The sequence below is a fragment of the Mesorhizobium atlanticum genome (assembly GCF_003289965.1).
Lineage (GTDB): Bacteria > Pseudomonadota > Alphaproteobacteria > Rhizobiales > Rhizobiaceae > Mesorhizobium > Mesorhizobium atlanticum.
In genome coordinates this window covers 950,283-976,837 of record NZ_QMBQ01000002.1, presented here as the reverse complement: position 1 = coordinate 976,837, position 26,555 = coordinate 950,283, and the positions used below count along the sequence as shown (strand labels likewise).

Genomic DNA, 26,555 nt, shown 5'->3' with positions numbered 1-26,555 from the left:
TGAAGTACGTGAGCACCGGAAGCGCAGAAAGTCATCATTCGCAGGCCGGCCTCACCTGAATATCGATAGGCCTTAGCGCGATTGAATAACTTCGTCGGTATTGGCCAGCAGCTTGCGGACCGCATTGCGCGCCGCATCCGGCCTCCTGAGGCGGATATTCCTCTCAATCGCCTCATGCAGCTTCTGGACATGCTGCAGATCGTCCAGTTCGCGCGTCGTGTAGGCGAAGAGATGGTCGAAGGCGGATTCGATAAGCACGCCCAACGGCACCAGGAGGTCGTTGCCCGAGGCCCTCAGGATGGCGAGGTGGAAGCGCGTGTCGGCCCGGGTTCGCTCCTGCAGGTTGGTGGCCTCGCCCATCTCGCGGCAGGCCTGGCTGATCTCGGCCATCTGCTCGTCGGTACGCCGCATCGCCGCGAAGGCCGTCGCCTCCGGCTCTATGATGTGGCGGAATTCCTGCACCGTCCTCAGGAACACCTCGCGATCCGGCGACGTCGCGTACCAGGACAGCACGTCGCGGTCGAGAAGGTTCCAGCGTTCCTTCGGTTCGACCCAGCTGCCGATCTTGGGTCGCGACGCCAGGAGGCTCTTCGCCATCAGCATCTTGATCGCCTCGCGCACTGCCGAGCGGCTGACGTCGAAGGTCTCCGACCATTTTGCTTCATTGGGCAGGATGGTGCCCGGCGGATAATCGCCGCGCACGATCCGAAGCCCGATTTCGCTCGCCAGCGACGTATGCACGCTGGCGCCCGGGATACGCGGCGCGTCGGGCCGGCGAACGCCGGCTTGACGCTCCGCGGCCGCAGTCTTCACCGGCTTCTTTTCGTTGTTCGGCTTTGCGTACCGCATCGGTCCAGAAAATCCCGTTTTCAGAAGCTGTCAAGCACGGCAGGCCCGCTTTGCCACAACGCGCGAGGATGTGCACAACTCACTGGGTTTTGACCGCGCTTCATGCCGTTTTGACATATTTGCGCCAGCTGTGCTCGGGACGGAACCCAAGCACGTCGCGCGCCTTGCGGTTCGAAAGCAACGTCTCATATTCGCCGAGTTCGGCCTTGACCGGCACGCCTGGATAAAAGCGCTTCAACAGCTCCGCCGTCGGCAGGTCCGACGAGGTTTCGTCATTGGCCGCGTTGAACACCTGGTAGCCCAGGCCATCCTTCCCGATGGCGCGCAAGGTGATCTGGCCGAGGTCCCGCGCGTCGATGTAGCTCCAGGCGATGCGCTTGCGGAAACCCGGATCGGCGAACCATTTCGGGAATAGCGAATACTCATGCGGCTCGATGACGTTGCCGATGCGCAGCGCATAGATGTCGGCGCCGCTGCGCAGCGCAAACGCTCGCGCGGTCTTCTCGTTGACGATCTTCGACAGCGCGTAGGAGTCCATCGGGTCGACGTCATAATCCTCGTCGAGCGGAAAATGCGTCGGGTTGCGCGGCTCATTGGCGAAGACCAGCCCGTAGGTCGTCTCCGAGGAAGCGATGATGACCTTGCGGATGCCGAGCTTCACCGCCGCTTCAATGACATTGTAGGTGCCCATCGCGTTGATGCGGAACACCTCGTTGTCCGGCGTGATCATGATGCGCGGGATCGCCGCGAAATGCACCACCGCGTCGACCGGCTGGGCCCTCAGCGAGGGATCGAATTCGTGCAGGCCCATATAGCTTGACAGGGCGTTGAACACCTGCCCGCTGTCGGTGATGTCGGTGATCAGCGTGCGCACCTTCGGATTGTCGAGCGGCTTGGTGTCGATGTTGAGCACCTGGCAGCCATGTTCGACCAGATATTGAACGACATGCCGGCCTGCCTTGCCGCTGCCGCCGGTGAACATGATCCGCTTTGTCATTTTGCTCTCCACAAGGCTTGAGAATTATGTGTATTGTCAGACAATATGGTATTCCGCAATCGCTTGCCAACCGCGATCCCGGAAACCTTCTCGACAAAATGCCCGCCGCGCGGGCGCCCATCACCACGAAAGACAGGGAAGAGACGACATGAGCACCACCGCTGCCCGCGAGAACATCGGCTTCATCGGCCTAGGCCTGATGGGGCACGGCATCGCCAAGAACATCGTGGACAAGGGCTATCCATTCACCTTCCTTGGCCGCAAGAACCGCAAGCCCGCGGAAGACCTTTTGGGACGCGGCGCCAAGGAAGTGGCCACCCCTAAGGAGGTGGCTGCGGCTTCCGACATCGTCTTCATCTGCGTCACCGGCTCGCGCGAGGTGGAGGCAATCATCCGCGGCCCCGGCGGGCTGAAGGAAGGCCTGAAGCAAGGCTCGGTGGTCGTCGACTGCTCGACGTCCGATCCGGTCTCGACCGTGGCCCTGGCCGCCGAGCTCAAGGCGCTCGGCGTCGATTATGTCGATGCGCCGCTCAGCCGCACGCCGAAGGAAGCCTGGGAAGGCACGCTCGACGCCATGGTCGGCGCGCCGGACGCGGTGTTCGCCAGGTTGAAGCCGGTGATCGAGACCTGGGCCGGCCGCATCGTCCATATCGGCGACACCGGCGACGGCCATCGCATGAAGCTGCTCAACAACTTCGTCTCGCTGGGCTATGCGGCGATCTATTCGGAGGCTCTGGCGTTGGCGCAGAAGGTCGGCATCTCGCCGGCGCGCTTCGACAGCGTCATCCGCAACGGCCGGATGGATTGCGGCTTCTACCAGACCTTCATGCGCTGGACCTTGGAGGGCGACCGCGACGCGCACAAGTTCACCATCGCCAATGCCTTCAAGGACCTGACCTATCTGGAATCGATGGCGGGCGCGGCCGGCATCGCCAATCCGCTCGGCAACGCCACCAAGAATTCCTTTGCGACGGCTCATGCCGCCGGTCCCGCCGAACAATATGTACCGATGCTCGCCACCCATATTGGCAAGCTCAACGGCGTCGACCTGATGCCTTCGAAGGACGGCGTGAAGCAGAAGATCTAGAGAGCAATTCCAGGAAAAGTGCGGGAGCGCCTTTTGGGCGCCCCCTTCTTTTCGATGGTTGCGGATCAGCCTGCGCCTACTTCTGGATGCAGGTGTCGGCCGTTTCCTTGGTGCATTCGTCGAGGCCGGTGAAGACCGGATCGTCGACCTTCTTGTTGCCGATGAGGTCGAGCATGACCGAAGGCGCCTTGTAGCCCATTTCGAACGGCCGCTGGCCGACCAGCGCGGTCACCAGGCCTTCCTTGGCGATCGCCACCTCGTCGCCGATCGTGTCGGCGGCGCCGATGACGAACTCGTTCTTGGCAATCTTGTCGGCCATCGGCTTGAACAGGTCGCGATAGGGCTGCGGGGCGCCGAACAGCGGCCAACCGCCCATGATGCCGAAAGCGTCGAGCTTCGGATTGGCGGCGAGGATGTCGGTCATCGCTTGCACGCCCTTGGCGCCGTCGTCATTGGTGAACACCGGGCAACCGGCAACTTCGGTCCAGCCGCCTTCGCCGGCCAACGCCGCGAGGCCTTCCTTGCCCGACAGCGCATCGCGCATGCCTTGCGCGCGGCGCAGGATGTTGTCAGCCGCCGGATTGCCTTCGATGGTGCAGATCGTGCCGCCATTCGGCTTGGCCTTCTTGATGTACTCGCCGATCTTCTTTCCCATCAGGTAGTTGTCGGTGCCGAGATAGGTCTTGCGAAGGGCGGCGTCTTCCTTGGCAAGGTCGGCGTCGACCGTCATGATCGGGATCGACGGATTGGCGCTCTTGATCGTCTGCGCGATCAGCGGCGCGTTGGACGGCGAGATCGCCATCGCGGCCGTGTCCGGCTTGCTCAGCATGTCCTGCACGATCTGCGCTTCACCCGCCTCGTCCGAGGTCGATGCCGGGCCGGTATAGAAGCATTCATATTCCGAGCTGGCGTTCTCCTTGTTCCACTTCTCGCAGCCCTGATGGATGGCTTCGAAGAACGGATTGTCGAGACCTTTCACAACGATGACGAGCTGTTTCTTGGCCAAAGCCGGCCCGGCGCCCAACGCCATTGCGGCGACGGCGGCAAGCAAAAGTGTTTTCCTCATATCAGTCCTCCCTTGAAACAGACGGACACCGCGTGCCCGCCACACCGATCAGACCGGATGCGCAAGAACGATACCGAGCATCTTCCCAATGCTCGTGTTCCGGGCCGGACTGATAAGCATTTGCCGATCCGTTTGCCCCGATACTGGCGCAACCGAATCCTTGATCGTCAAGCCATTTGCCCTTTCCGCCGCATACGGGCTCGGTGGGCAAAACATTCCTCCGAGGCTAGCTAATATCGGCTTTTCACCAACGGTCAATTCCTATTTGTCCTACAAAACTGATTTTTTGTCGAGTCTCGAAATTAATCGTCTGACAATTGATTGACGGCTTTGCCGGCTTTTGCCTAAATGAATGTATCGCGCCGTTCGTGAGGAGATGGACGGGCGAACGCAAGCGTCGCCGGCGACCCCGGCGAAAGGCTGCGTCAACAAATGGGGAGGCTTAAGGCTGGTGTCGGTTCTCGAACTCGCCAACATCTCGAAACATTTCGGCGCCATCCAGGCGGTCAACGACGTCTCGTTCTCGCTGGAGGCCGGCGAGGTCGTCGGCCTGATGGGCGACAACGGCGCCGGCAAGTCGACGCTGGTCAAGATGATCGCCGGCAATTTCCGCCCGAGCCATGGCACCATGCATCTGGAGGGCAAGGAGATTGTCATGCACAAGCCGGCCGAGGCCCGCCAGCACGGCATCGAGATCGTCCACCAGGACCTCGCGCTGTGCAACAATCTGACGGCCGCGGCAAACGTCTATCTCGGCCGCGAGCTGCGCCGCGGCATCGGCCCGTTCCGCATCCTCGATTACGCCGCGATGTACAAGCGCGCCGGCCAGCTCTTTGCCGAGCTGAAATCCGAAACGCGGCCGCGCGACCTGGTCAAGCAGATGTCGGGCGGCCAGCGCCAGGCGGTGGCGATCGCCCGCACCATGCTGTCGCAGGCCAAGATCGTGCTGATGGACGAGCCGACGGCCGCGATCTCGGTCCGGCAGGTCGCCGAGGTGCTGAACCTTATCCGCCATCTGCGCGACCAGGGCATCGCGGTTGTGCTGATCAGCCACCGCATGCCCGACGTGTTCGACGTCGCCGACCGCGTCATCGTCATGCGGCGCGGTCGCAAGGTTGCCGACAAGAAAATCGCATCGAGTTCGCCCGAGGAGGTCACCGGGCTGATCACGGGCGCCATCGAACAGGTTGCATAGTCGCGTGGATTCGGGCGTCATACCCCTCAGGAAAGATCGATAATGGCAGTTACCCTTGACCAGACGATCGCGCAGAAGCAGCACACCTTCCTGTCGCGCCTCCTCGCCAACCAGACATTCTGGGTGGTGATCGCGGTCATTCTCGCCTGCCTGTTCCTGTCCTTCGCGACCGATTCCTTCGCCACGTCGAAGAACCTCTTCAACATCACCCGCAACGTCACCTTCGTCGCCATCGTCGCGCTCGGCATGACCTTCGTCATCATCACCGGCGGCATCGATCTGTCGGTCGGCTCGGTGCTTTGCCTGTGCTCCATGGTGCTCGCCGTCACCATGCATGCCGGCTATTCGATCGAGATCGGCATCCTGGCCACGATCGTCACCGCGCTCGCCATCGGCGCCTTCAACGGCGTGCTCATCGCCTATGTCGGCTTTCCGCCTTTCGTGGTGACGCTGGGCATGCTCTCGGTCGCGCGCAGCCTTGCCATGGTCGCCTCGAACAACACCGTGGTCTTCCAGTTCGGGCCGGACCACCAGAAGCTCCTGGCACTGGGCGGCGGCGCCTGGGTCTTCGGCATCGCCAACCCGGTGCTCTACATGATCATCCTGGCGCTGATCACCGGCTTCATCCTGCGCTGGACCAAGTTCGGCCGGCACATCTTCGCCATCGGCGGCAACGAGCACGCGGCGACGCTGACCGGCGTTCCCGTCAAGCAGATCAAGGTCGCCGTCTATATGATCTCGGCGCTGTCCGCCGGGCTTGCCGGCATCATCCAGACCGGCTGGCTCGGCGCCGTCACCACCAATCTCGGCACCGGCATGGAGCTGCAGGTCATCGCCGCCACCGTCATCGGCGGCGCCAATCTCGCCGGCGGCGTCGGCACCGCGCTCGGCGCCATCGTCGGCGCCGCCCTGATCGAGGTGATCCGCAACAGCCTCGGCCTGCTTGGCATCAATGCCTTCTGGCAAGGCACCTTCATCGGCGGCGCGATTATCCTGGCGGTGCTCTTCGACCGCATCCGCAACTTCAGGCGTAGCGACTAGCGCCTATTTCTTCCTTCTCCCGCTGTGGAGAAGGTGGATCGGCGCGTAGCGCCGAGACGGATGAGGGGTGCTCCAGCGGAGTGAGACGCTGGCTTTCCCTGGAGTACCCCTCATCCGGCCGCTTCGCGGCCACCTTCTCCCACAACAAGGGGAGGAGGGTCGCCGCCCCTATCGCTCAGTCTGAAAATCCATCCAGGCGCTTTGCGCGCAAGGTCTGCCGCGCCTGCCCGCCTTGACGCGGGCCGTGCCCCGGCCGCACTATTCCCCGGCGGGCGAAGGGAGGCCAGTCGCCCGCGGGAGGAACGATACCCATGACGGACGCGATCAGGCTCTACTGGGGCCGGTTCGGACATGTTTCCGTGCTGAATGTCGCCAACGACTTCGTCACCCATGCCCATGGCGAGGCGCATCTCATCATCTGGCTGGAAGGCACGGCCGGCGAAATGACCATCGGCCGCGAGACGGTGCGGCTTGGGCCTGGCACCGCGGCCGGCATCAATTCGTTCCAGCCGCACAGCCACGCGCTGTCGCATGACGGCAAGCCCGGCCTCTTCCTCGCCTTCTACATCGATCCCGATTGGGCGCGCCGGCGCCGCGACCTGCCCTCCTCGGCACCGCTGTTCACGCAGGCCGCGATCACGCTGGAGCCCTGGCTGCACCAGGCAGCGGCGAACCTGCTCGATCACCTCACCGACAATGAAAGCATCGATGACGTCGCCAACTACGAGATCGAGCGTTTCATCGACTCAGTGCTCGACGCGGCGGATGCTTCGTCGCCGCAGATAGCCCGTGCGCGCATCAACACGATGCTCGACTTCCGCGTCCGCAAGGCGATCCAGTTGATGAAGGCCAATGTCTGCGAACGCATCTCGTTCGACGACGTGGCTCGTGCGGTCGGGCTCTCCCGACCGCATTTCTTCGCGCTGTTCAAGGAACAGACCAACCTGACGCCGAACGTATACTGGAACACGCTGCGCATGGAGGAAGCCGTTCGGCAACTGCAGTGGTCGCAGGAACCGCTGATCTCGGTCGCCTGCAATCTCGGCTTCACCACCCAGGGCAATTTCTCGCGCTTCTTCCGCGACCATGTCGGCGTGCCGCCGACGCTCTACCGCGAGGCAGCGCGGGCAACGGCCTGAGGCGCCTGTTTTTCCGACTGGTTGATACGCACTCAAGACGCATTGATAAGCGCCGACCCGTCGGCCGCCTTAGCCTGTTCCCGATCTTTGCAAGGGAACCAGCCTATGGCGAAAGTCACCATTTCCAGCGTCATCGACGCGCCGGTCGAGCAGGTCTGGGCGCGCATCCGCGATTTCAACGGCTTGCCAAGCTGGCATCCGCGCATGGTGGAGAGCCACATCGAGGAAGGCAAGGACGCCACCACGATCGGCTGCGTGCGCAATTTCAAACTGGTCAGCGGCGCGACATTGCGTGAAAAACTGCTCGACTTCTCCGACGAGAATTTCCTGGTCAGCTATTCCATCCTCGAAACGCCGCAGCCGCTCACCAATCACAAGGCGACGCTGCAATTGCGGCGCGTCACCGACGGCAACCGCACCTATGCCGAATGGACGGCGAGCTTCGACGCAGCACCGGAGGAGGCCGACAAGCTGGCCGAGGGCATGGGCGCCAATGTCTTCCAAGGCGGCTTCAACGCCCTGAAGGCCCATTTCGCCGGCCAGAACTGACGGGAACGCGCCATGTCGCTCGCGCTGCAGACCTTTTCGACCGTGAAGGACGCCAATGCCGCCTTGCAGGCCGCAGGCACGCGCTATCTCGGCGGCGGCACGCTGGTGATCCGCGCGGCCAATGAAGGCGACGTTTCCGTCTCCAGCCTTGTCCGCGTCACCGATCCCGGCCTCTCGCGGATCGCGGTTTCCGGCGGCAAGGTCCAGCTCGGCGCCTCGGTCACCATGGCCGCGATCGCACGCCATCCCGAGCTTGTCGCGCTCGCGCCGGCCGCGCGCGCCGTTGGCGGGCCGGCGATCCGCAACATGGCGACCGTCGGCGGCAATCTGTTCGCCCCTGCCCCTTACGGCGATTTCGCCGTCGCGCTGCTGGCGCTGGACGCGACCGTCGTCACCGAAGACGGCGAGCTGCCGATCGAGACTTTCCTAGCCGGCCGCGATGTCGGCCGCGCCATCGTCACCGGTGTCGGCTTTGCATTGCCCAAGGCGGAGAGTTTCCGCTTCCTGAAAGTGTCGCGCGTCAAGCCGAAGGGCGTCTCGGTGCTGAGCATCGCCGCGCTTCTGGAACTTGCCGCTGACGGCACGGTGAGCTCGGCGCGGATCGCGTTGGGCTGCATGGCCGACCGGCCGATCCGCGCCACCCCGGCGGAGAAGGCGCTGCTTGGCTGCAAGCTCACGCCGCGGGAGATCGCGCCGGCGCTGGCCGCCGCGGGCGAAGGCATCGCGCCGATAACCGACCCGATCGCCAGCGCCTGGTATCGCGCCGAGGTGCTGCCGGTCCATCTCGGCCGGCTGCTGCTCGGTTGAACATCCGTGGGGACGCGCGTCTGTTCGGTTCATCCGGGAAGGCGCGCAGGGAGGAAAAATGGCGAAAGTACCGGTTGAATTTACGCTCAACGGCTTGGAAACGGCCGAATTCGTCGAAAGCGGCACGACGCTGCTCAACGCGCTGCGCGACAAGATCGGCGACACCTCGCCGAAAGGTGGCTGCCACCAGGGCACCTGCGGCGCCTGCTCGGTCATCATCGACGGCGAATTGCGGCTCTCCTGCCTGACGCTGGCCGAGACCTGCGGCGGCGCCGACATCAAGACGACCGCCGGCCTCGCCGAGGGCGGCGTGCTGCATCCGCTTCAGCGCGCCTTCCTCGATGCCTTCGCCACGCAATGCGGCTTCTGCACGCCGGGCATGATCATGGCGGCAAAAGTGCTGCTCGACCGCACGCCGAATCCCAGCCGCGAGGATGTGGTCGAGGCGCTGTCCGGCAACATCTGCCGCTGCACCGGCTATGAGCCGATCATCCAGGCGGTGCTGACGGCCGCGCGCGCCAACTCGCAGAACGCCGCCTGAGGAAACAAGCCATGGAACTGCGTAAGGATTATTTCGCCGACGTCCGCAAGGACGGCTTGCATGAGATCGGCCAGCCGCGCCCACGGCTCGATTCGCCGGGACACGTGACCGGCAAGACCGCCTATTTCGCCGACCGGAACTTCCCGGGCATGCTGCATCTGAAGATGGTGCGCAGCCCGCACCATCACGCCCGCATCCGTTCCATCGATACGTCCGAGGCGGAGAAGCATCCGGGCGTCGTGCGCGTGCTGACCGCCAGGGACGTGCCTCACAATGTCTACACAATCCTGATCCTGATCCAGATCGGTCCCGAGGACGAAACCGTGCTTGCCGACGGCAAGGTGCGCTGGAAGGGCGAGGCCGTAGTGGCGGTGCTGGCCGAGACCGAGCGCGCCGCGCAGGAGGCCGCCGCCAAGGTCAAGGTCGACTATGAGGTGCTACCCGCAGTCTTCGACATGGAGGAGGCTGTGAAGCCCGGCGCGCCTTTGGTCAACGAGTATCACGGCCAGAACTACTATCTCTATGACAGCGGCGAGTGCCGCAAGGTGCGCTTCGGCGACGTCGAGGCAGGCTTTGCCCAGGCCGACCACATTCTGGAACAATCCTACCAGTCCTCGCCGATCGAGCACGCGCCGACCGAGACAACGGGCTGCGTGGTGGCGCCTGAAGGCAATGACCGCTTCACCTGCTACACCAACACGCAGGCGATGTTCTTCACCCTCGACAACACCTCGATCATCTTGCAGATGCCGGGCTCGAAGCTGCATTTCGTCGGCGGCACGGTCGGCGGCGGTTTTGGCGGCAAGGTCGACGTCATTGTCGAGCCGATCGCCATCCTCGGCGCCAAGCTGACGGGACGCCCGGTCTCCTTCGTCTACAGCCGCGAGGAGGAGATGCAGATCTCCTCGCCGCGCGCGGCCGAGAAGGTCGTCATCAAGGACGGCGTGATGAGGGACGGCCGCATCGTCGCGCGCAAGGTGACCGGCTACACCGATGCCGGCGCCTATTCGCGCCACTCGCCCTATGGCGCGCAGAAGGGCGCCGCCCATTATCCCGGGCCCTATACGATCCCGAATGTCTGGATCGACACCTATTGCGTCTACACCAACCGCACCCCCTCCTCCGCCATGCGCGGCTTCGGCGTAACCATCGGCGACTTCGCGCTGGAGGTGCAGATGGACAAGCTGGCGCGGTTGATCGGCATGGACCCGCTCGAATTCCGCTTCGTCAACGCCTATCGCGACGGCGACATGAAAGCGCATCGCCAGCCGACCGAGGGTGCGGCGCTGATCGAATGCATGCAGGAAGCTTCGCGCGCCGCCAACTGGCCGGTGGCGGAGAAATACATGGCAATGTCCTCCTACAGGAAGGGAGCCTGAGATGGCGATCCGGCGTGGACGCGGCGTCGCCGCGATCAACTATCCGACCGGCATGAACCTCGGCGGCGACCCGACCCAGGCGCTGGTGCATTCGACGCCGACCGGCAATTTCATGGTCACCCTCTCCAGCGTCGACCTCGGCCAGGGCATGAAGCAGATCATGGCGCAGATCTGCGCCGAGACGATCGGCGTGCCGACCGACCGCGTCATCATCGACACCGCCGACACCGACACCGGTCCGCATTGTATGGGCACCTTCGCCTCGCGCGGCACGCACCGCGCAGGCAACGCCGTCATCCAGGCGGCCAAGGAGGCCCGCCAGGTGATGCTGGAAGTGGCGGCCGAGGAGCTGGAGGTGAACGCCTCCGACCTCGAGACCGACGGCCAGGGCAACATACAGGTGAAGGGCGCGCCGCAGAAATCGATCTCGATCTTCGATGTCGCGCTGTCGGCGCATTTCAAGCGCGGCCGCTCGATCTCGGGCCGCGGCATGTTCCTGATCCCGCGCTCCTATCCGGAGAAGGAAACCGGCGCGATGAAGCCCTCCACCTGCTACGCGCATGCCTGCACGGTGGCAGAGGTCGAGGTCGACGACGAGACCGGTGAAGTGACGGTGTTGACGGTAAAGAACGTCTTCGAGATCGGCCGCGCGCTCAACCCGAAGATGGTCGAGCAGCAACTCGTCGGCGGCTCCTGGATGGGCATCAGCCACGCGCTCTACGAGACGACGGAGCCCTATTATCCGAACCGTGACCATGGCGGCACCGACTTCAACCAGTATCTGATGCCCGGCCCCGGCGATTTGGCGCAGACCGAAATCATCGTGCTTGAGCGCCCCTCCGCCGACGGACCGTTCGGCGCCAAGGGTCCGGGCGAGATGTGCGCCAACCCGCAGATCCCGGCCGTCGCCAACGCCGTGTTCGACGCGGTCGGCGTCCGCATCGATACGCTGCCGATCACGCCCGAGCGCATCCTGCGTGCGCTGAAGGCGCAGGCCGCGGGCTGAGGGGACGATGGCAAACGCCGATGCCGTTGCTGTCGCGGCTTCGCCGGAGGCGATAGCCGCGCGCCTTGTCGCCTCGCGTTACCTGGCCGACGACAGCCTTGCGACCGCGATCTTCCTGGCGATCCGGCTCGGCAAGCCGCTGCTGCTCGAAGGCGCGCCGGGCGTCGGCAAGACCGAGGCCGCCAAGGCTGTCGCCGAATTGCTCGGCCGCGAGCTGGTGCGGCTGCAATGTTATGAAGGCATCGACGCCGGGCATGCGCTTTACGAATGGAACTATCAGCGGCAGCTGCTCGCCATCCGCCATGCCGGCGAGCACGAGATCGACATCTATGATGACCGCTTCCTGATCGCCCGGCCGCTGCTGCAGGTTTTGCGGGCGCCGGAACGGCGCGTGCTGCTGGTCGACGAGATCGACCGCTCGGACCACGAATTCGAGGCGCTGCTGCTCGAATTCCTCTCCGACTTCCAGATCAGCATTCCGGAGCGCGGCACGATCCGCGCCGCAACGCAGCCAATCGTCATCCTGACTTCGAACCGCACGCGCGAGCTGGCCGAGGCGCTACGCAGACGCTGCGTCTACCACTGGATCGGCTACCCCGACGCCCGGCGCGAGGCCGAGATCATCATGCTGCGCTCGGGCGATGTCGCGGAGGCGACCGCCCGCGCCGTGGCGAATGCCGTGCAGGAAATCCGGGCGCGGCCTCTCGCCAAGCCGCCGGGCATAGCCGAAGCGGTCGAGTGGGCGAATGCCGCCACCATCCTCGAAAAGGGCGGCAGTCCGTGGCCCGAAGCTTTCCGCCGCGCCATCGGCGTGCTGATCAAGGACGAAGAGGATTTGTCCGCGATCGCGCCGGAGCTCGGAAGGATCGTCGACGAGGCGCTGGGGTGATGCGCGACCTCGACAATCCCTTCTCCCCGTTCACGGGGAGAAGGTGCCCCGAAGGGGCGGATGAGGGGCAGCGCCATGCTGGGCAGAACTTGGCGCTGCCCCTCACCTGCCTGCCGGCATCCTCTCCCCGTAAACGGGGAGAGGAAAGCTTACCCCCTGCCACCGCACCTTTCCTCGGCTTCGCCCGTTTGCTCCGTGATCACGCCTTCGCCATCGCTCCCGAACAAATCACCAGCTTCATGCAGGCGGTGAGTCTGCTTGGCCCACGCTCGATGAACGACATCCGCGAGGCAGCTCTCGCGATACTGGCATCCTCGCCCGACCGTCGCGGCGAATTCGAGGCGCATTTCCGCGCCTATTTCTACGGCGACGCCAAGCCTTCAATCGAAGGCGAAGAGGACGAGACCCGCGTCAAGGACGATCGCGGCGCGCGCGCGGAGGAAAATCAAACCGTCGGCCAGGAGAAAGGCGGCGAGCTGTCCTCGGCACTCGAGCAGCTGAGCAGCCGCGATTTCCCGGGCGACGCCGATGGTCTCGGCCAGTTCCGCCGCAAGCTCGCTTCCGCCCTGCCCGCGCGCCGTTCCTTCCGCACCGCGCGCACTCGCTCGCGCGGCACGCTCGACTTGCGGCGCTCGCTCAGCGAAATCGTCAGTGCGGACGGCGACATACCCTCCCCGCAACTTCGCCGCCGGCAGGCCGTGCCGCGAAAACTGCTTCTGCTCATCGATGTCTCCGGCTCGATGAAGCTGCACACCGCCGACTATCTCAAGCTGGCACATGCTGCGGTGCAAGGCGCGGACAGCGCGGAAGTCTTCACCTTCGGCACGCGCCTCACCCGCATCACCTCGGCGCTCCGCATCCGCAACCGCGAGCAGGCGCTCGCCCGCGCCGCGGCGCTCGTCGATGATTGGGACGGCGGCACCCGCATGGGACCGACATTGCTCGCCTTCCTGTCGGTGCCGCGCTTTTCCGCCTTCGCGCGCGGTGCCTGCGTCGTCGTGCTGTCCGACGGGCTGGAACGCGGCAGCCATGCCGAACTGGAGATCGCGATGCGCCGCTTCAGAGCCCGCGCCTTCCGGCTCTCGCTGGCGACCCCGCTCGCCGGCGATCCGCGCTTTCGCCCGGCGACGTCGGCACTGCGTGCAATCCTGCCGGTGCTCGACGATCTGGTTGACGGCTCCTCGCTGACGAGTCTGACGGATTTCATCCTGTCGCTCGCCCGCCCGGCCCCGGCGGCCGGGACCATCTGGAAAAGGGTATCGTGATGCAGAAAGCCATCGACGCGCATTTCCACATCTGGCGCCAGAAGGATCAGCCCTGGCTGGTCGGCCCGATGGTGCCGCGCATCTTCGGCCCCTACGAGCCGATCCGCCGCGACTACCCGATCACGGAATTCCTCGAAGACCAGAAAGGCTCGGGCGTCGAGAAGGCCGTCTACGTCCAGACCAACTGGGCGAAGGAGGATTTCGAGAAGGAAGTCGCCTTCCTGCAGAAGACCGCCGACGAGATCGGCTGGCCGCACGCCATCGTCGGCTATGCCGACATGACGGTCGACGACGTCCGCCCGCAGATCGACCGGCTGATGAAATACAAACTGCTGCGCGGCGTGCGCATGCAGTTGCACTGGCACGAGACGCCCGCGTTCCGCTTCGCCGCCTCGGCCGACCAGGTGATCGATCCGAAGGTGCGGAAGAACGTGGCGCGGCTCAAGGATTACGGCCTCTCCTTCGACCTGCAGCTTTTTCCCGCGCAGATGAAGGACGGCCTGACGCTCGTCGGCGAAAACCCTGAGACCAACTTCATCCTCACCCATGCCGGCATGCTGACCGGCATGGAACCTGAAACCACCGAAGCGTGGAAGACGGGCCTGCGCACGCTGGCGGCAGCGCCGAATTTCTACGCCAAGCTGTCGGGCCTCGGCACGTTCGTGCACCGCAACGACCCGGAGCTCATCGCCTACATCGTCGACAACACGATCGAAATCCTCGGCAGCGACCGGCTGATGTTCGGCTCGAACTTCCCGATCGAGAAGCTCTGGACCAGCCATGCCGAACTGATCAAGGCGCACCGGGCAGCGGTCGCAAGGCACGGCGCGAAAGCGGAGGCGGACATCTTCTGGAACACGGCGGAGAGGGTTTACAGGCCGGTGTAGCGCAGCCTCTCCTTCTCCCCTTGTGGGAGAAGGTGGATCGGCGCGCAGCGCCGAGACGGATGAGGGGTGATGGAAGGAATGAGGTGTCGCAAAAATCAAATGCTTTCAGCATTTTAGATCGTCAGCGCCTCACTCCGCTGGAACACCCCTCATCCGTCCGAGCTTCGCTCGGCCACCTTCTCCCACAAGGGGAGAAGGGAAATCCTGCGCCTCACTTCACCTCGAACTGCGGATCGAGCGGAATCTGCATCGCCGTTACCAGATGGTTCGTCTGCCCGGCCAGCCCGATGATCGAAACCAGCTCACCATGCTGCGCGTCGGTCATGCCCTTGGCCCGCGCTGCGGCCGTATGCGAGTGGATGCAGTAGGAACAGCCATTGGCGGTCGAGACGGCGATATAAATCATTTCCTTGGTCAGCGGATCGATTGCGCTGTCGGTCACCATCACCGTCTTGAGCTGCTCCCAAACCCGCTTCAGCGACGCCGGATCATTGGCCAGCCCACGCCAGAAATTGTTGACGAAATCGGACTTCCGCGTCGCGCGGATATCGTCGAACACGGCCTTCACCGCCGGGATCCTTTCGACCTCGGCATCGGTAAGAAGCTTTGTGGTGGCCATGGTTTGGTCCTTTCGTTTGAATCGTTCGTCGAATTCGTTGAATCAAGGGTTGCGCATAGACGGCTAACCCGTTTTTTCGATTCAGTTTTAGCTCAAAACAACACATGGCCGCGAGGTTGGTCGAAGCGCCTCAGCATCGTCATTCTAGGGCGGAGCAAGGAGCGAAGCGACGCGCGCAGACCCTAGAATCCATCCCATGACCTCGCGCAAAGGGTGCAGCGGAGCAGAATTCTGGACCGCTGCGTTCCACGGCAAAGGTAACGGAATGGATCCTCGGGTCTGCGCGCGTCGCTTCGCTCCTTGCTCCGCCCGTGGATGACGACATGACAAGCCCCTCGGCCAATCTCCAAGGGTGTTCGATCCAACCGCGCGATCATCCGCCGGCGCCACGCACCCTAGTGCACCGCCGCATACATGATCTTCTCCTCCGTCGCCTCCGCCGGCGAGAACTCCTCCACGATGCGGCCCTGGCGGCAGACCAGGATGCGGTCCGACAGGTTCATGATCTCCGGCAGGTAGGACGAGATGACGACCACGGTGAGCCCCTCGTCGGCCAGCCGGTTGATGATCTGGTGGATCTCGGCGATGGCGCCGACATCGACGCCGCGCGTCGGCTCGTCGAAGATGACAATGCGCGGCTTCTGCACCAGGCCCTTGCCGATCACCACCTTCTGCTGGTTGCCGCCGGAGAGTTCGACCACGCGCGCATTGTCGTTGATCGCCTTGATGTTGAGCGTCTTCGTCCATTCGGCGGAAAGCTGCCGCATCTCCTGCTGGTTGATCACCCAGGCCTTTTCGCGGCCGGCGGCGAGCAAGCCGCCGAACAGGTTCTCCGCGATGCCCATTGTCTCGAAGATGCCTTCGCTCTTGCGGTCCTCGGTGACATAGACGATGCCGTCGGCCACCGCTTCGGCCGGCACCAGATAGCGCACCGGCCTGTCGTCCAGCTCGATCGCGCCGCCGCGCAGGAAATCACGTTTGTAGATGCCCGACACGATCTTGAACGTCTCGGTGCGCCCCGAGCCGATCAGCCCGAACACGCCGGTGATCTGGCCCTCGAAGATCGAGAAGGAATTGTTGCGCACGATGTTGCTCATCGAGATGTCCTGCACCGAGAGCACTTTCTTGCCGGCCTTGCGCAATTTCGCCTCGTCGCGTTGGCGGTAGATCTGCCCCGACAGCGAGCGACCGACCATGGCGGCGACGATCCTGTCGCGGTCGAAGGCCGAGGTCTCGTCGGTGATCACCAGTTCGCCGTCGCGCAGGATAGTGATGCGGTCGGCGATCATCAGCGCCTCTTCCAGCGCGTGGCTGATAAAGACGATGGAGACGCCGCGCGCTTTCAGCCGGCGGATCAGCGCGAAGAAATGGCGCTTCTCCTCCGGCGTCAGCGTCGCCGTCGGCTCGTCGAAGATGATGATCTCGGCATTGTGGTGGACGGCGCGCGCGATCTCGACCATTTGCCGCTTGGCGGCGCCGAGCGTCGCCACCATCGCATTCGGGTCGACCGGAAAATTCAGCGACTGCAGGAATTGCTGCGCCGAGATGTAGGTGCCGCGCAGCCGGTTGAGGAATTTCTCGGTGCCGAGATAGAGGTTTTGCGCCACCGTCATCGACGGCACCAGGCTGGTCTCTTGGAACACCATGGCGATGCCGGCTTCAAGTGCTGCATGCGGCGAGGCGTAAGCCGTCTCGACGCCCTTGTGGAACATCTTGCCCGAAGTCGCGTCGACGACGCCGGCGATGATCTTGGTCAGCGTCGACTTGCCGGCGCCGTTCTCGCCGAGCAAGGCGTGGATCTCGCCTTTCCTCAGATCGAACGTGACATTCTTCACCGCAGGCACGCCGCGATAGGTCTTGGTGACGTTTTCCAGACGGACGATCGGTTCCATCAGAAACCTCCCGTGATTGCGTCGAGCGCCAGCACGCAGTCGCCGCCCTTCGAGGCGACGAACAGGCGGCCGTCCCGTTCGGCAACGCTGCAGATGCCGTGGCGTGTGCCGTTGGCGCGGCTGTGCAGGCTGAACTGCGGCTGCAGGGTCCGGTCGAGTTTCACGACGAGCCCGTAGGAGCGGCTGGGCGACCACGGCTTGTGGATGCCCATGGTGCGGATGCTGCCGCATTGCAGCGGCTCGAGGAAGCTGCGGTTGGAAGCCAGCGCCGGCGCGATCCAATAGGCCGGCGGCACCTGGTCGATCATGTCCTGGCGATAATGCGTTTCCTGCAGCACGAATTCGATCAGCCGGTTGCGCGGCGCAAACAGCGTCAGCCAAGCGCCACCGTCGCCGGCCGGCGAAAGCCGCGCGGGATAGCCGGGCAGATGCGTCAGCACCGTCGACCGGTTTCCGCTCGCACCGTCGAAGCGGACAAGCTGGTGGCGCCAGCTTTCGCTTACCAGCACGTCGTTGCCGATCGGGTGAAGCCCATAGGGAAAGGCGACGTCGCCGGCGATCCGCTGGAAGCCGATACCCCCCGGCTCGCACCGCCACAGCGACCCGGACGCGCCCTTCTTCATCAGGTCGGCCGCCCATTGCGAAGGCAGGTGCTGTGCCGAACCGTTGGCCAGCCACAGCGTGCCGTCACCGGCATAGGCAAGCGCGGTGATGCACCTTAATTCGGCAGGCAGCGAAACCTCCTTGCCGGCAATGAGCAGCTTGCCGTTTTCCAGCCCGACGGTCAGTTCGCCGGTGGGCGATAGCGCCAGCGCGGTGACTGGAGACTGGAACGTCTCGACCACAGCCGGTTCGGAACCCGCCGCGACCGCCAAGACGGCATTGCCGCTGGAGACGAGCAGCCGGCCTTCGGCCGTCAGCAGATTGTCCGGTTCTGGCAGCTCGGCGAAGGCGGGCGCGTCGTCCAGCCGCGTGTTGGGACGGAAGGCGCCGTCGAGCGGCGGGATGGTGACCGCCTTGCCGCGGAAGACATCCAGGATCGGATCGAGGATCATGCCTTCGCTCCCCAATAGGAAGCGGGGCTCGTCCAGTTCGGGTCGGCGCCCGAAATCTTATAGCGGCCGATGCGGTTGTTGAGGATGCCGCCGACGAACAGATAGCCCTTGTGCTCGCGCATGGACGTGACCATCGGATGCGCCGCGCCCGACAGATCGCCGAGGGTCTCGACGATGCCGCCCGTCTCGTTGAACTTCACCACGCCGCCGGTGTTGATGTTGGGAAACAGCCATTCGTCCTGCGGCAGGCGCCGCGTCATGCGCTTGCGCATGTCGGGATGGCGCAGCGACAGGTCGAAGCTCGGCGTGCGCATGCCGAGCCAGGCCATCCAGTAATTGCCGTCGGAGGCGCGGTTGATGTTGTCGGGATAGCCCGGCATGTCGCGGATGACGCATTCGGCGGTGCCGGCCTTCGGCCCTTCCAGCCAGTAGCGATGCACGCGGCAGGCCCAGCTTTCGGCGAAGAACAGCGACTTGCCGTCATGCGCCATGCAGACCCCGTTGGTGTAGCGATAGCCGTCGAGCAGCGTCTTTGTCGATCCGTCCTTCGGATCGTAGACCAGCAGACGTCCGGTGGCGCGGTTCTCGATCGAATCCAGCGCCCAGTCATGGGCATCGTAGCGCTTGGTTGAGTCCGTGAAATAGATGCGCCCGTCCGGCGCGATGTCGCAATCGTTCGGGTCGCGCAGGCGCGCATCGTCGACGATCGACGTCCAGGAGCGCGACGTCTCGGCCGAGAGGCGCTTCACCTCGCGGTCCGGCGAGACCGAATAGAGCCCCATGGCGCCGACGCAGCTGATCAGATTGCCTTGCCTGTCGAAGGCCAAGCCCAGCGGAAAGCCGCCGATATGGGCAAAGACTTCCGAGCGCTTGTAGTCAGGCGCGAAGAAACGGACGATCTCACCGTGACGCGTGCCGCAATAAAGATGATCGTCGCGGTCGAGGATGACGTCTTCCGGACCTTCCAACTCGCCGAGCCCGATATGGTCCGCCGCCGACAGCCGGTTGTCGAGCTCGTAAGGCGTGCCGGAGCCGGGCGCGGCCGATTGCGTCTCGCCCATCTTGAGATAGACCGGCGCGACATAGACCTCGTTCAGCACCTTGTGGCGGTTCTTCAGCCAGCGGATGTCGATGGTGACGGCGACCGCAAGCAGGATGCCGAGCACCATCTGATTAGTGCCGGTGCCGTAGCCGAGCCGGATCAGGCCATTGGTCATGGTAAGAACAATGATGGCGCCCATCAGGCCCTTGACCACCGAGCCGCGTCCGCCGCCGAGGCTGACGCCGCCGACCACCGCCGCCGTCAGCGCCATGATTTCGAGATTGAGGCCGGTGCCCGGGCCCGCCCCGCTCAGCCGGCAGGCGATGAGGAACCCGCCGATCGATGAGCAGAAACCGGAAAAGACATAGGTCATGAAGACGGTGCGGCGCACGCGGATGCCGGCATTATGCGCCGAGCGCCGCGAGCCGCCGACCGCGAGCACATGCCAGCCCGGCCGCGAGCGCGTCAGCGCGATATGCGTGACGATGGCGAGGATGACGGCCAGCCAAACCGAAACCGACAGGCCCCAGAACGTGCCGTCGCCGATGAAATCGAGCACGTCGGACGAGGCCTGGGAAAGCTGCACGTCGGCGGCATAGGTGCTGACCAGTATGTCGAACAGCGCGCGCCCAAAGATGAAGGTGACCAGCGTGGTGAGAAAGGCGCGCAGCCTGAGATAGCCGACGAGATAGCCGTTGATGGCACCGAAGATAAGCCCGGTGGCCCAAGCCGCGGCCAGGGCCAGCCAGATCGACTGCTCAAGGATGAAGAAGACATAGACGGCGGAAAAGCAGGACAGCGCGAAGATCGAGCCGACCGAGAGGTCGATGCCGCCGCCCAGCATCACCACGGTCATGCCGATGACCACCAGCGAGAACTCGCCCAATTGGCGGGTCGATTCCTGCAGCGAATTGAGCTTGAAGAAGCCCGGAATAATCGAGCCGAACACGCCGAGCGTCGCCACCAGCGCCAGGAACGGTATGGCATTGTCGGTCCAGCGCTTGGTCAGGATCTCCCCGACCAGATGATCGGGCACGAGATTGTAGCGCCAGGCCTGAAGGCGTTCACGAAAAGTCATCGGCTGCTGCTGTCATCAATGGGAAAGGGGCGGCCGGAACGATCCGGCCACCGCATGGGTGCTTTCGAACGAAGCGGCTTATTTCGCCGCAGCTTCCGCCTGCAACGCCTTCAGGTCCCAGCAGCTGTCGGGCTTGAGATCGGCCTTCGTCGTCGCCTTCTCCAGCGTGTATATATAAGTGTGCGATGTGCCGGCCGGCTGGCCGCTCTGCAGCAGGAACTTGATGATGGCGTTCATGTCGCCCGACTGGCGGGCAAGATCGGTCATCACCACGGCGCCGTAGGTGCCGTCGTTCAGCTTGTCGCAGTCAGCCGCCTTCTCGCCGCCGCCGGTGGTGACCAGGAACACCTTGCCGTCGAGCTTGGCGTCGCGGATCGCGGCCGAGGCGCCGGTGGCGTCGCCGTCCCAGAAGTCGATGATCGAGCAGATGTCGGGGTGCTGCTGCAGCATCGTCGTCGTCACGTTGCGCGACGTGGTCGCGTCCCAGTTGGAGTCCGGCTTGGCCACCACCTGGAAGTCGGGATGCTTCTCCAACACCTTCATGATGCCGGCATACTGATAGAGGCTCGACGAGTTCGCCTGGTCGCCCTGCACCAGCCCGATCTTCTTCGACGAGTTCTCGCCGCAACCCTTGATCGCCGCTTCGGCCTCGAGCTGGCCGAGCTTGTCCCAGTCGCTGCCGACGAAGGCATCGGCCGGGAAGTTGGCGGGATTGTCGACCAGCAGCACATAGGTGCCGGCGGCCTGCGCCTTCTTCATCAGCTTCGAGTAGGAGTTCAGGTCCGGCGCGTGGATGATCAGAACATCCGGCCTGGTATCGGAAGCGATGGCATCGGTGATCGCCTGCGCGCCGGCATCGACAACCCAGTTCGGGTCGCGAGTCTCGAACGTGCCGCCCCAGGCCTCGACTTCCTTCTTCAGGTAGTGCGCCCAGCCCTGCGCCAGGTCGAACCCCATCGCCAGCGGCACCAGCATGACGCGCTTGCCGTTGAGCGCCTTGGCGTAGGCGGCCGGGCCTGGATCGTCGGCGGCAAAGCTCGGCGCCGCAAAGGCGGTAACGGCGAGCGCCGTGGCGGCGGCCATCAATGTTCTGAGTAGTCTCATGTCACATCCTCTGGTTCGGTTTTCATTGCCGGGCGATCGTCGCGATCGCTCCGGGTACCCGAGAGCAGATGGGCCAGCCCATCGGCTCTAAATGTCGCCCTGCTGCGCGGTCTGTTCGTCGCGCGGATTGATGATGCCGTCGACGATGATGGCGCCAAGGAGGATCGCCGCCTTGATCAGGTTCTGGTAGAGCAGCGGAATGTCGATGATGGTCATGGCATTGAGCAGGATGCCGATCAGTGCCGCTCCGACCAGCACGTTGCGCACCCCGCCCCTGCCGCCCGAAAGGCCGATGCCGCCGATCACCGCCACCAGCACGATGTCGTAGAGCAGCGTCGAATTGACGACGCGCGTGTTGATCGAATGCAGGCTGGCCGCCGTGAGCAGTCCGGCGATCAGCGCCACCACCGCCGAAAGCGCGTAGCGCAGCACCAGCATCGGGCGTACCGGAATGCCGATGTTGCGCGCCGCGACCGGATTGTCGCCGGCGAAATAGATGAAACGGCCCCATTTGGTGTAGCGCAGGAACAGGAAGACCAGGAAGGCCAGTCCGGCGAAGACGAAGACCTCGACGGGGATGTCGAGGAAGCGCACGCCGCCGAGCAGCTCCACCCAATGGCCCTGCGGCACCGGAACGGCATCCTGCGTGATCAGTTGCGAGCGCACATAGCCGAAGACGAAGGAGCCGGTCGCCAAAGTGACGAAGATCGCCGGCACGTCGGCATAGGCGACGAGAAAGCCGTTGAGCAGGCCGATGGCTAAAACGCCCGCCAACACATAGGCGAAGGCCAGCCCGTCCGAGGTGCCGGTGTTGAGCAGTTGCAGGTACCAGGCGACGGACATCGCCATGATCGCGACCGCCGACAGGTCGATGCCACGGCCGATGATGACGAGAGCCATGCCGAGCGCTAGGATGCCCAGCACGGACACCGAGCGGACGATGGCGACCAGATTGTCGGCGGTCAGGAACCCGGGCAGGCCCAGCGCAGCGGCGGCGAACAAGAGGACCGCAATGGCAAAGACAATGCCTTCCTGATTGAGGCGCCTCCAGTTCGGCCAGCCGATCGCGTTCATAGCTTTTGTCTTTCGCCCCGATGGCAAGGCCTTGCCTGCCCTCACCCCGCACGAAAGCTAATCGGCCCAACAGCGGCTCGTCAAATGAATCCGCGTTCAAGAACCGCGCCTCTTCGACTATTTTCCGAGTGGACGCATCGATTGCCGTTTCTGGCGCAATAGACGGAAACTCTTGAGCTTTTTGGTAGTCGGTTGCCCGGATCGCGCGGCCGGCGCAAGAGCTCGTTCGAAGGCCGCGCGGCCGGCGCAATTTGAGTCCGCGAAATGCGTCCGGCGCGACGTCAATTGTTCGTCGGATGGCCTGAAACCTCGGCGCCGGCATTGGCAGCACCAGGAAGCGTAACGCCGCGGCGGGACCGAGCAGGCCGATCGCGACAAAGGTGATTCTGAACTCGACGAGGTCGGGCAAGGCGTCGCCCAGACGATCTGCGACAAGTTGAGGATCGCCGCCGCGATCGCGACGCCGAACAGCATCGATATCTGCTGCAGCATCTAGGAGAGCGTCGCTGCCGAGCTCCGTTGCGGCGCGCCGATGTCGGCGAAGGCCAGCGTGTTGAGCGCATCGAGCGCGCGAGCATAAGCCCGGTCCAGTCCAGAGCTTATCCAACAAACTTCCGTGTCCCGGTTTGGCCTGTTATGGATGAGCCGCGGGGGTGGCCGAGGAAAACGCATGAAGCCCATCTATATCGACTACCTCAATGCTCTCGACATCGAAGCGCTTGCCATGACCGACGCCGAGATCATCGGCGCCGTCGAAGCCGGGCTCGTCGCGCAGGGCAACGGCCAGACCGTTATCGAGCCGCGCGTCCATCTCGAGCCGGATCCCTCCTTCCACGGCCACTTCAACGTGCTGCGCGGCTATGTGGCGCCGCTCGACGCCGCCGGCGTGAAGATCGTCGGCGACTATGTCGACAACTACATGCACGGCCTGCCGTCGGAATTCGGCATCCTCAATCTTTTCGATCCGCGCACCGGCACGCCGCGGGCCATCCTCGACGCCACCGTCATCACCGACATGCGCACCGGCGCGGTCACCGCCATCGGCGCCAGGCATCTGGCTAAGAAATCGTCCAAGGTGCTCGCCCATATCGGCGCGCGCGGCACCGCCTATTGGAACGTGCGGCTGCTCGACCATCTTTTCGATTTCGACGAGATCCGCGTCCATTCGCGCCGGCCCGAAAGCCGCGACAGCTTTGCCGCGAAGCTGGCCGCCGATCTCGGCAAGCCGGTCCTGGCCGTGGCCGACTGGAAAAGCTGCGTCGAAGGCGCGGACATCGTCGTCGAGGCCTCGCGGCTGCCGGAACCGCAACCGCTGCTCAAGACCGAATGGATCAAGCGCGGCGCGCTGGTCGTGCCCTATGGCACGATGAGCGCGGTGGAGCTGTCGCTGACCGACATCATGCAGAAGATCGTCGTCGATGACTGGGGCCAGTGCAAAGGCGGCAAGTTTGGCTCGCTGCGCGCCCATGTCGAGACTGGACGGCTGAGCGAGGCGACGCTGCATGCCGAACTGGGCCAGATCGCGGCCGGCCTCAAGCCAGGCCGGCAAAGCGATGGCGAGACGATCCTGTTCTGGCATCGCGGCCTCTCGCTCTCCGACATCGCGCTCGGCAAGGCCATGCTCGCCAAGGCCGGTGAAAACGGCATCGGCCAGAGGCTCCGCTTCGCATGAGCCCGCTCGTTCTCACCGGCGCCGGCGTCAGCATCGACGATGTCGTTGCCGCCGCGCGCAATGCCTGCAGGGTCGAGGTCACGTCTGCCGTCCTCGAAAAGCTCCACAAGGCGCGTCAGGTCCTCGATGCCGCCGCGGCCGGCGGCCAGCAGATCTATGGGCTGAACACCGGGCTTGGCGCCAATCTCGTCACCGCCGTCGAAGGAGAGGCCAGCGCCTTCCAGCGCCAGTTGATCGAAGGCCGCAGCGCCGCGGTCGGCGAGGCTCTGCCGGTGGCCGCGGTGCGGGCCGCGATGTTTGCCCGAATTGCGATGCTCGCTTCCGGCGGCTCGGGCCTGTCGCCGCGCGTCTTCACGGCCCTGGTCGAGGCGCTCAATGCCGGCGTGCATCCGGTGATGCCGTCGCTGGGTTCGATCGGCGCCGGTGACCTTCTGCTGATGACGGCGATCGCCCGCATGCTGATCGGCGATGGCGAAGCTGAATACCAGGGCCGCCGCATGCCTGCCGCCAAGGCACTCATGATGGCGCGGCTCGCCCCGGTCACCCTCTGGCCGAAGGACGGTCTCTCCCTGATCAACGCCTCGGCTGTTTCCACCGGGACCGGAGCGCTGGCGCTGACCGATGCGCTGTCGGCGCTCGACCAGCAGCAGCAGGCCGGCGCGCTGACGATGGAAGGCATCGGTGCCAACCGCACCATCCTCGATCCGCGCCAGCATCAGGCGCGTCCAGGCGCCTGCCAGCAGCTTGCGGCGAAGGCGCTGCGCGACCTCCTGGCGCGCGAGGAAGCGCTGGCGCCGACCACCATCCAGGATCCATTGTCGATCCGCTGCATGCCCTCGATCCACGGCGCGCTGATCCAGGCGATCGACCATGCCAGACTCACTGTCGAGATCGAGCTCAACGCCGCCGCCGACAATCCGCTGGTGCTTGCCGAGGATGAGCTGGTCATGTCGACCGGCAATTTCCACACCGCCTCGCTGGCGCTCGCCTTCGAGACGCTCGGCCTGGCGATCACGCAATGCGCTGCCGCTTCCGCCGCGCGCTTCGTCCAGCTCACCGGCTCGACCCGTCACGGCCTGCCGAAATATCTCTCGCCGGTCGGCGGCGCCTCGGCCGGCTTCGTGCCGCTGCAAAAGACGGTGACGGCGATCCTGGCCGCGATCCGCCACAAGGCCAATCCGGTGATGCTCGATTTCCTGCCCGTATCCGAGGGCGTCGAGGATCACGCAACGCAGACACCGCTCGCGGTCGCGAAATGTGCGGAGATGATCGTGCTGTGGCGGCGGCTGATCGCCTTCGAGCTGATGGCTGCCGCGCAGGCCGTCGACTTACGCGAGGGGGCCACGCTGGCGCCGGCCACCGGCGCAATCCACGCGGCCGTGCGCTCGCATGTGGCGACACTCAAGGAAGACAGGCCGCTCGGGATTGATTCCGAAGCCCTCTATGCGGCGCTGGCCAGCGGAATCTGGCAAGGTCCGCCGGCTGCAGGCTGACGCTTTTCGACCCTTGGTTCAGGGCTTTGCTCCGACCTTGTTCATGAAGAGGGTGAGCTCGTCCGGATCCATGTGCACGATATGCCTGTCTTCGGGATAGGCGCCGCTGTTGACGTCGGCGACATATTCGGAAAACGCCGCGATGCGCTCCTGCTGCAACCGGTCATATTCGGCGGCAAAGTTGCGATAGACCTTCGAGTGGCGCGGCATGTGACCGCGATTGGCGCCGAGGATATCCTCGGCAAACAGGTATTGCGCGTCGCAGCCCGTGCCTGCGCCCATCGACAGCATGATCAGCGACGTGCGCTCGGAGATCGCCTTTGCCACCTCCACCGGCACCACTTCGATCTCGGCGCCGATTGCGCCGGCGGCTTCCAGCTGCTTGACCGCCTCGAACACCTGCATGGCCGTGTCGGCGGTCTTGCCGACGGCTTTGAAGCCGCCCGTCCAGGTCGCGCGCGAGGGAATGAGGCCGACATGGCCGATCACCGGAATGGCGTCGTCGGCCATGCGCTTGATCGTGGCGTAGCCGGCGCTGCAATAGACCGCGTCGGCGCCGGCCTTGTAGAGCCGGAACGACCAGCGCAGGAAATCGTCCGCCGTGCCGATCTCGTAGAAATTCTCGCCCGGCATGGTGAAGAGGCTGGGGGCCGCGTCGCGGTATTGCGGATTAAGCACCAGTTCCGGCGGCACCGAGACGATGTCGATGCCGGCGCGCTCGGCAGCCTCGGCCTCGTCCAGCGTCAGCACGCGCAGCATGGTCAATTGCCGCTTGCCCTTCATGGCGCGCAGATCGGCGACGGTTGGTCTCTTCCGGCTCATCGGACTT

General features: G+C 64.5%; 24 protein-coding genes. 14 read left to right on the top strand and 10 right to left on the bottom strand.

The annotated features are described in order from the left end of the window. Positions 1-72 precede the first annotated feature (72 nt). Positions 73-849, bottom strand: a complete 777-nt coding sequence (locus DPM35_RS09735) for a FadR/GntR family transcriptional regulator (protein WP_112127028.1) — start codon at positions 847-849, stop codon at positions 73-75. Between the two features lie 100 nt (positions 850-949). Further along, positions 950-1,846: an NAD-dependent epimerase/dehydratase family protein gene (locus DPM35_RS09730; protein ID WP_112127027.1), complete on the bottom strand. Its 897-nt coding sequence runs from the start codon at positions 1,844-1,846 to the stop codon at positions 950-952. Between DPM35_RS09730 and DPM35_RS09725 the strand changes: the two genes are divergently transcribed. Continuing rightward, a complete protein-coding gene (locus DPM35_RS09725) occupies positions 1,830-2,933 on the top strand; it encodes an NAD(P)-dependent oxidoreductase (protein ID WP_281004585.1) in 1,104 nt (367 codons plus the stop codon). The two genes, DPM35_RS09730 and DPM35_RS09725, sit on opposite strands and share 17 nt — an antisense overlap. A gap of 76 nt (positions 2,934-3,009) precedes the next feature. Here DPM35_RS09725 and DPM35_RS09720 read toward each other — a convergent pair whose 3' ends face one another. Continuing rightward, on the bottom strand, positions 3,010-3,999 hold the full coding sequence (locus tag DPM35_RS09720; RefSeq protein WP_112127025.1) for a sugar-binding protein: 990 nt from the start codon (positions 3,997-3,999) through the stop codon (positions 3,010-3,012). A 451-nt stretch (positions 4,000-4,450) separates the two neighbouring features. Between DPM35_RS09720 and DPM35_RS09715 the strand changes: the two genes are divergently transcribed. The 11 genes from DPM35_RS09715 to DPM35_RS09665 all read left to right on the top strand — a co-directional run bounded on the left by DPM35_RS09715 (position 4,451) and on the right by DPM35_RS09665 (position 14,697). Beyond that, on the top strand, positions 4,451-5,194 hold the full coding sequence (locus tag DPM35_RS09715) for an ATP-binding cassette domain-containing protein (protein WP_112127130.1): 744 nt from the start codon (positions 4,451-4,453) through the stop codon (positions 5,192-5,194). 42 nt (positions 5,195-5,236) lie between these two features. Then, positions 5,237-6,235: an ABC transporter permease gene (locus DPM35_RS09710; RefSeq protein WP_042637227.1), complete on the top strand. Its 999-nt coding sequence runs from the start codon at positions 5,237-5,239 to the stop codon at positions 6,233-6,235. Between the two features lie 311 nt (positions 6,236-6,546). Further along, positions 6,547-7,374, top strand: a complete 828-nt coding sequence (locus DPM35_RS09705; protein WP_112127024.1) for an AraC family transcriptional regulator — start codon at positions 6,547-6,549, stop codon at positions 7,372-7,374. Between the two features lie 105 nt (positions 7,375-7,479). Then, complete coding sequence (locus tag DPM35_RS09700) at positions 7,480-7,923, top strand: SRPBCC family protein (protein WP_112127023.1); 444 nt, start codon at positions 7,480-7,482, stop codon at positions 7,921-7,923. Between the two features lie 12 nt (positions 7,924-7,935). Continuing rightward, positions 7,936-8,730, top strand: a complete 795-nt coding sequence (locus tag DPM35_RS09695; RefSeq protein ID WP_112127022.1) for an FAD binding domain-containing protein — start codon at positions 7,936-7,938, stop codon at positions 8,728-8,730. A gap of 58 nt (positions 8,731-8,788) precedes the next feature. Beyond that, positions 8,789-9,271, top strand: a complete 483-nt coding sequence (locus tag DPM35_RS09690) for a (2Fe-2S)-binding protein (protein ID WP_112127021.1) — start codon at positions 8,789-8,791, stop codon at positions 9,269-9,271. A gap of 11 nt (positions 9,272-9,282) precedes the next feature. Further along, on the top strand, positions 9,283-10,650 hold the full coding sequence (locus DPM35_RS33105; protein ID WP_112127020.1) for a xanthine dehydrogenase family protein molybdopterin-binding subunit: 1,368 nt from the start codon (positions 9,283-9,285) through the stop codon (positions 10,648-10,650). Position 10,651: 1 nt separating this feature from the next. Then, positions 10,652-11,656 carry a xanthine dehydrogenase family protein molybdopterin-binding subunit gene (locus DPM35_RS33100; protein WP_112127019.1) on the top strand — a complete coding sequence of 335 codons (1,005 nt, stop codon included), beginning with the start codon at positions 10,652-10,654 and terminating at the stop codon, positions 11,654-11,656. Positions 11,657-11,663: 7 nt separating this feature from the next. Next, a complete protein-coding gene (locus DPM35_RS09675) occupies positions 11,664-12,545 on the top strand; it encodes an AAA family ATPase (RefSeq protein WP_112127018.1) in 882 nt (293 codons plus the stop codon). A gap of 272 nt (positions 12,546-12,817) precedes the next feature. Next, positions 12,818-13,810, top strand: a complete 993-nt coding sequence (locus DPM35_RS09670; RefSeq protein ID WP_245431491.1) for a vWA domain-containing protein — start codon at positions 12,818-12,820, stop codon at positions 13,808-13,810. Next, positions 13,810-14,697, top strand: coding sequence for an amidohydrolase family protein (locus DPM35_RS09665; protein WP_181591980.1), 888 nt, complete (start codon positions 13,810-13,812; stop codon positions 14,695-14,697). The genes DPM35_RS09670 and DPM35_RS09665 overlap by 1 nt, the downstream gene beginning before the upstream one ends. 211 nt (positions 14,698-14,908) lie before the next feature. Here DPM35_RS09665 and DPM35_RS09660 read toward each other — a convergent pair whose 3' ends face one another. The 6 genes from DPM35_RS09660 to DPM35_RS09635 form a co-directional block, all read right to left on the bottom strand. Continuing rightward, complete coding sequence (locus DPM35_RS09660) at positions 14,909-15,316, bottom strand: carboxymuconolactone decarboxylase family protein (RefSeq protein ID WP_112127015.1); 408 nt, start codon at positions 15,314-15,316, stop codon at positions 14,909-14,911. 395 nt (positions 15,317-15,711) lie between these two features. Then, positions 15,712-17,208 (bottom strand): sugar ABC transporter ATP-binding protein, encoded by a 1,497-nt coding sequence (locus DPM35_RS09655; protein ID WP_112127014.1) that lies wholly within the window; start codon positions 17,206-17,208, stop codon positions 15,712-15,714. Further along, positions 17,208-18,263: an SMP-30/gluconolactonase/LRE family protein gene (locus tag DPM35_RS09650; protein ID WP_112127013.1), complete on the bottom strand. Its 1,056-nt coding sequence runs from the start codon at positions 18,261-18,263 to the stop codon at positions 17,208-17,210. The genes DPM35_RS09655 and DPM35_RS09650 overlap by 1 nt, the downstream gene beginning before the upstream one ends. Beyond that, on the bottom strand, positions 18,260-20,383 hold the full coding sequence (locus DPM35_RS09645; protein WP_112127012.1) for an ABC transporter permease: 2,124 nt from the start codon (positions 20,381-20,383) through the stop codon (positions 18,260-18,262). The genes DPM35_RS09650 and DPM35_RS09645 overlap by 4 nt, the downstream gene beginning before the upstream one ends. A gap of 78 nt (positions 20,384-20,461) precedes the next feature. Then, the gene (locus DPM35_RS09640; protein ID WP_112127011.1) at positions 20,462-21,487 is read right to left on the bottom strand and encodes a sugar ABC transporter substrate-binding protein; all 1,026 of its coding nucleotides are present in this window, start codon (positions 21,485-21,487) and stop codon (positions 20,462-20,464) included. An 87-nt stretch (positions 21,488-21,574) separates the two neighbouring features. Continuing rightward, positions 21,575-22,561 carry an ABC transporter permease gene (locus DPM35_RS09635; RefSeq protein WP_112127010.1) on the bottom strand — a complete coding sequence of 329 codons (987 nt, stop codon included), beginning with the start codon at positions 22,559-22,561 and terminating at the stop codon, positions 21,575-21,577. Positions 22,562-23,231: 670 nt separating this feature from the next. Between DPM35_RS09635 and DPM35_RS09625 the strand changes: the two genes are divergently transcribed. Both DPM35_RS09625 and DPM35_RS09620 read left to right on the top strand, forming a co-directional pair. Further along, positions 23,232-24,233, top strand: a complete 1,002-nt coding sequence (locus tag DPM35_RS09625; protein WP_112127009.1) for an ornithine cyclodeaminase family protein — start codon at positions 23,232-23,234, stop codon at positions 24,231-24,233. Next, the gene (locus DPM35_RS09620) at positions 24,230-25,726 is read left to right on the top strand and encodes an HAL/PAL/TAL family ammonia-lyase (RefSeq protein ID WP_112127008.1); all 1,497 of its coding nucleotides are present in this window, start codon (positions 24,230-24,232) and stop codon (positions 25,724-25,726) included. The genes DPM35_RS09625 and DPM35_RS09620 overlap by 4 nt, the downstream gene beginning before the upstream one ends. A gap of 18 nt (positions 25,727-25,744) precedes the next feature. On the opposite strand, the gene DPM35_RS09615 is transcribed toward DPM35_RS09620, so the two are convergent. Then, positions 25,745-26,548 carry a 3-methyl-2-oxobutanoate hydroxymethyltransferase gene (locus DPM35_RS09615; protein ID WP_112127007.1) on the bottom strand — a complete coding sequence of 268 codons (804 nt, stop codon included), beginning with the start codon at positions 26,546-26,548 and terminating at the stop codon, positions 25,745-25,747. Positions 26,549-26,555: the final 7 nt, after the last annotated feature.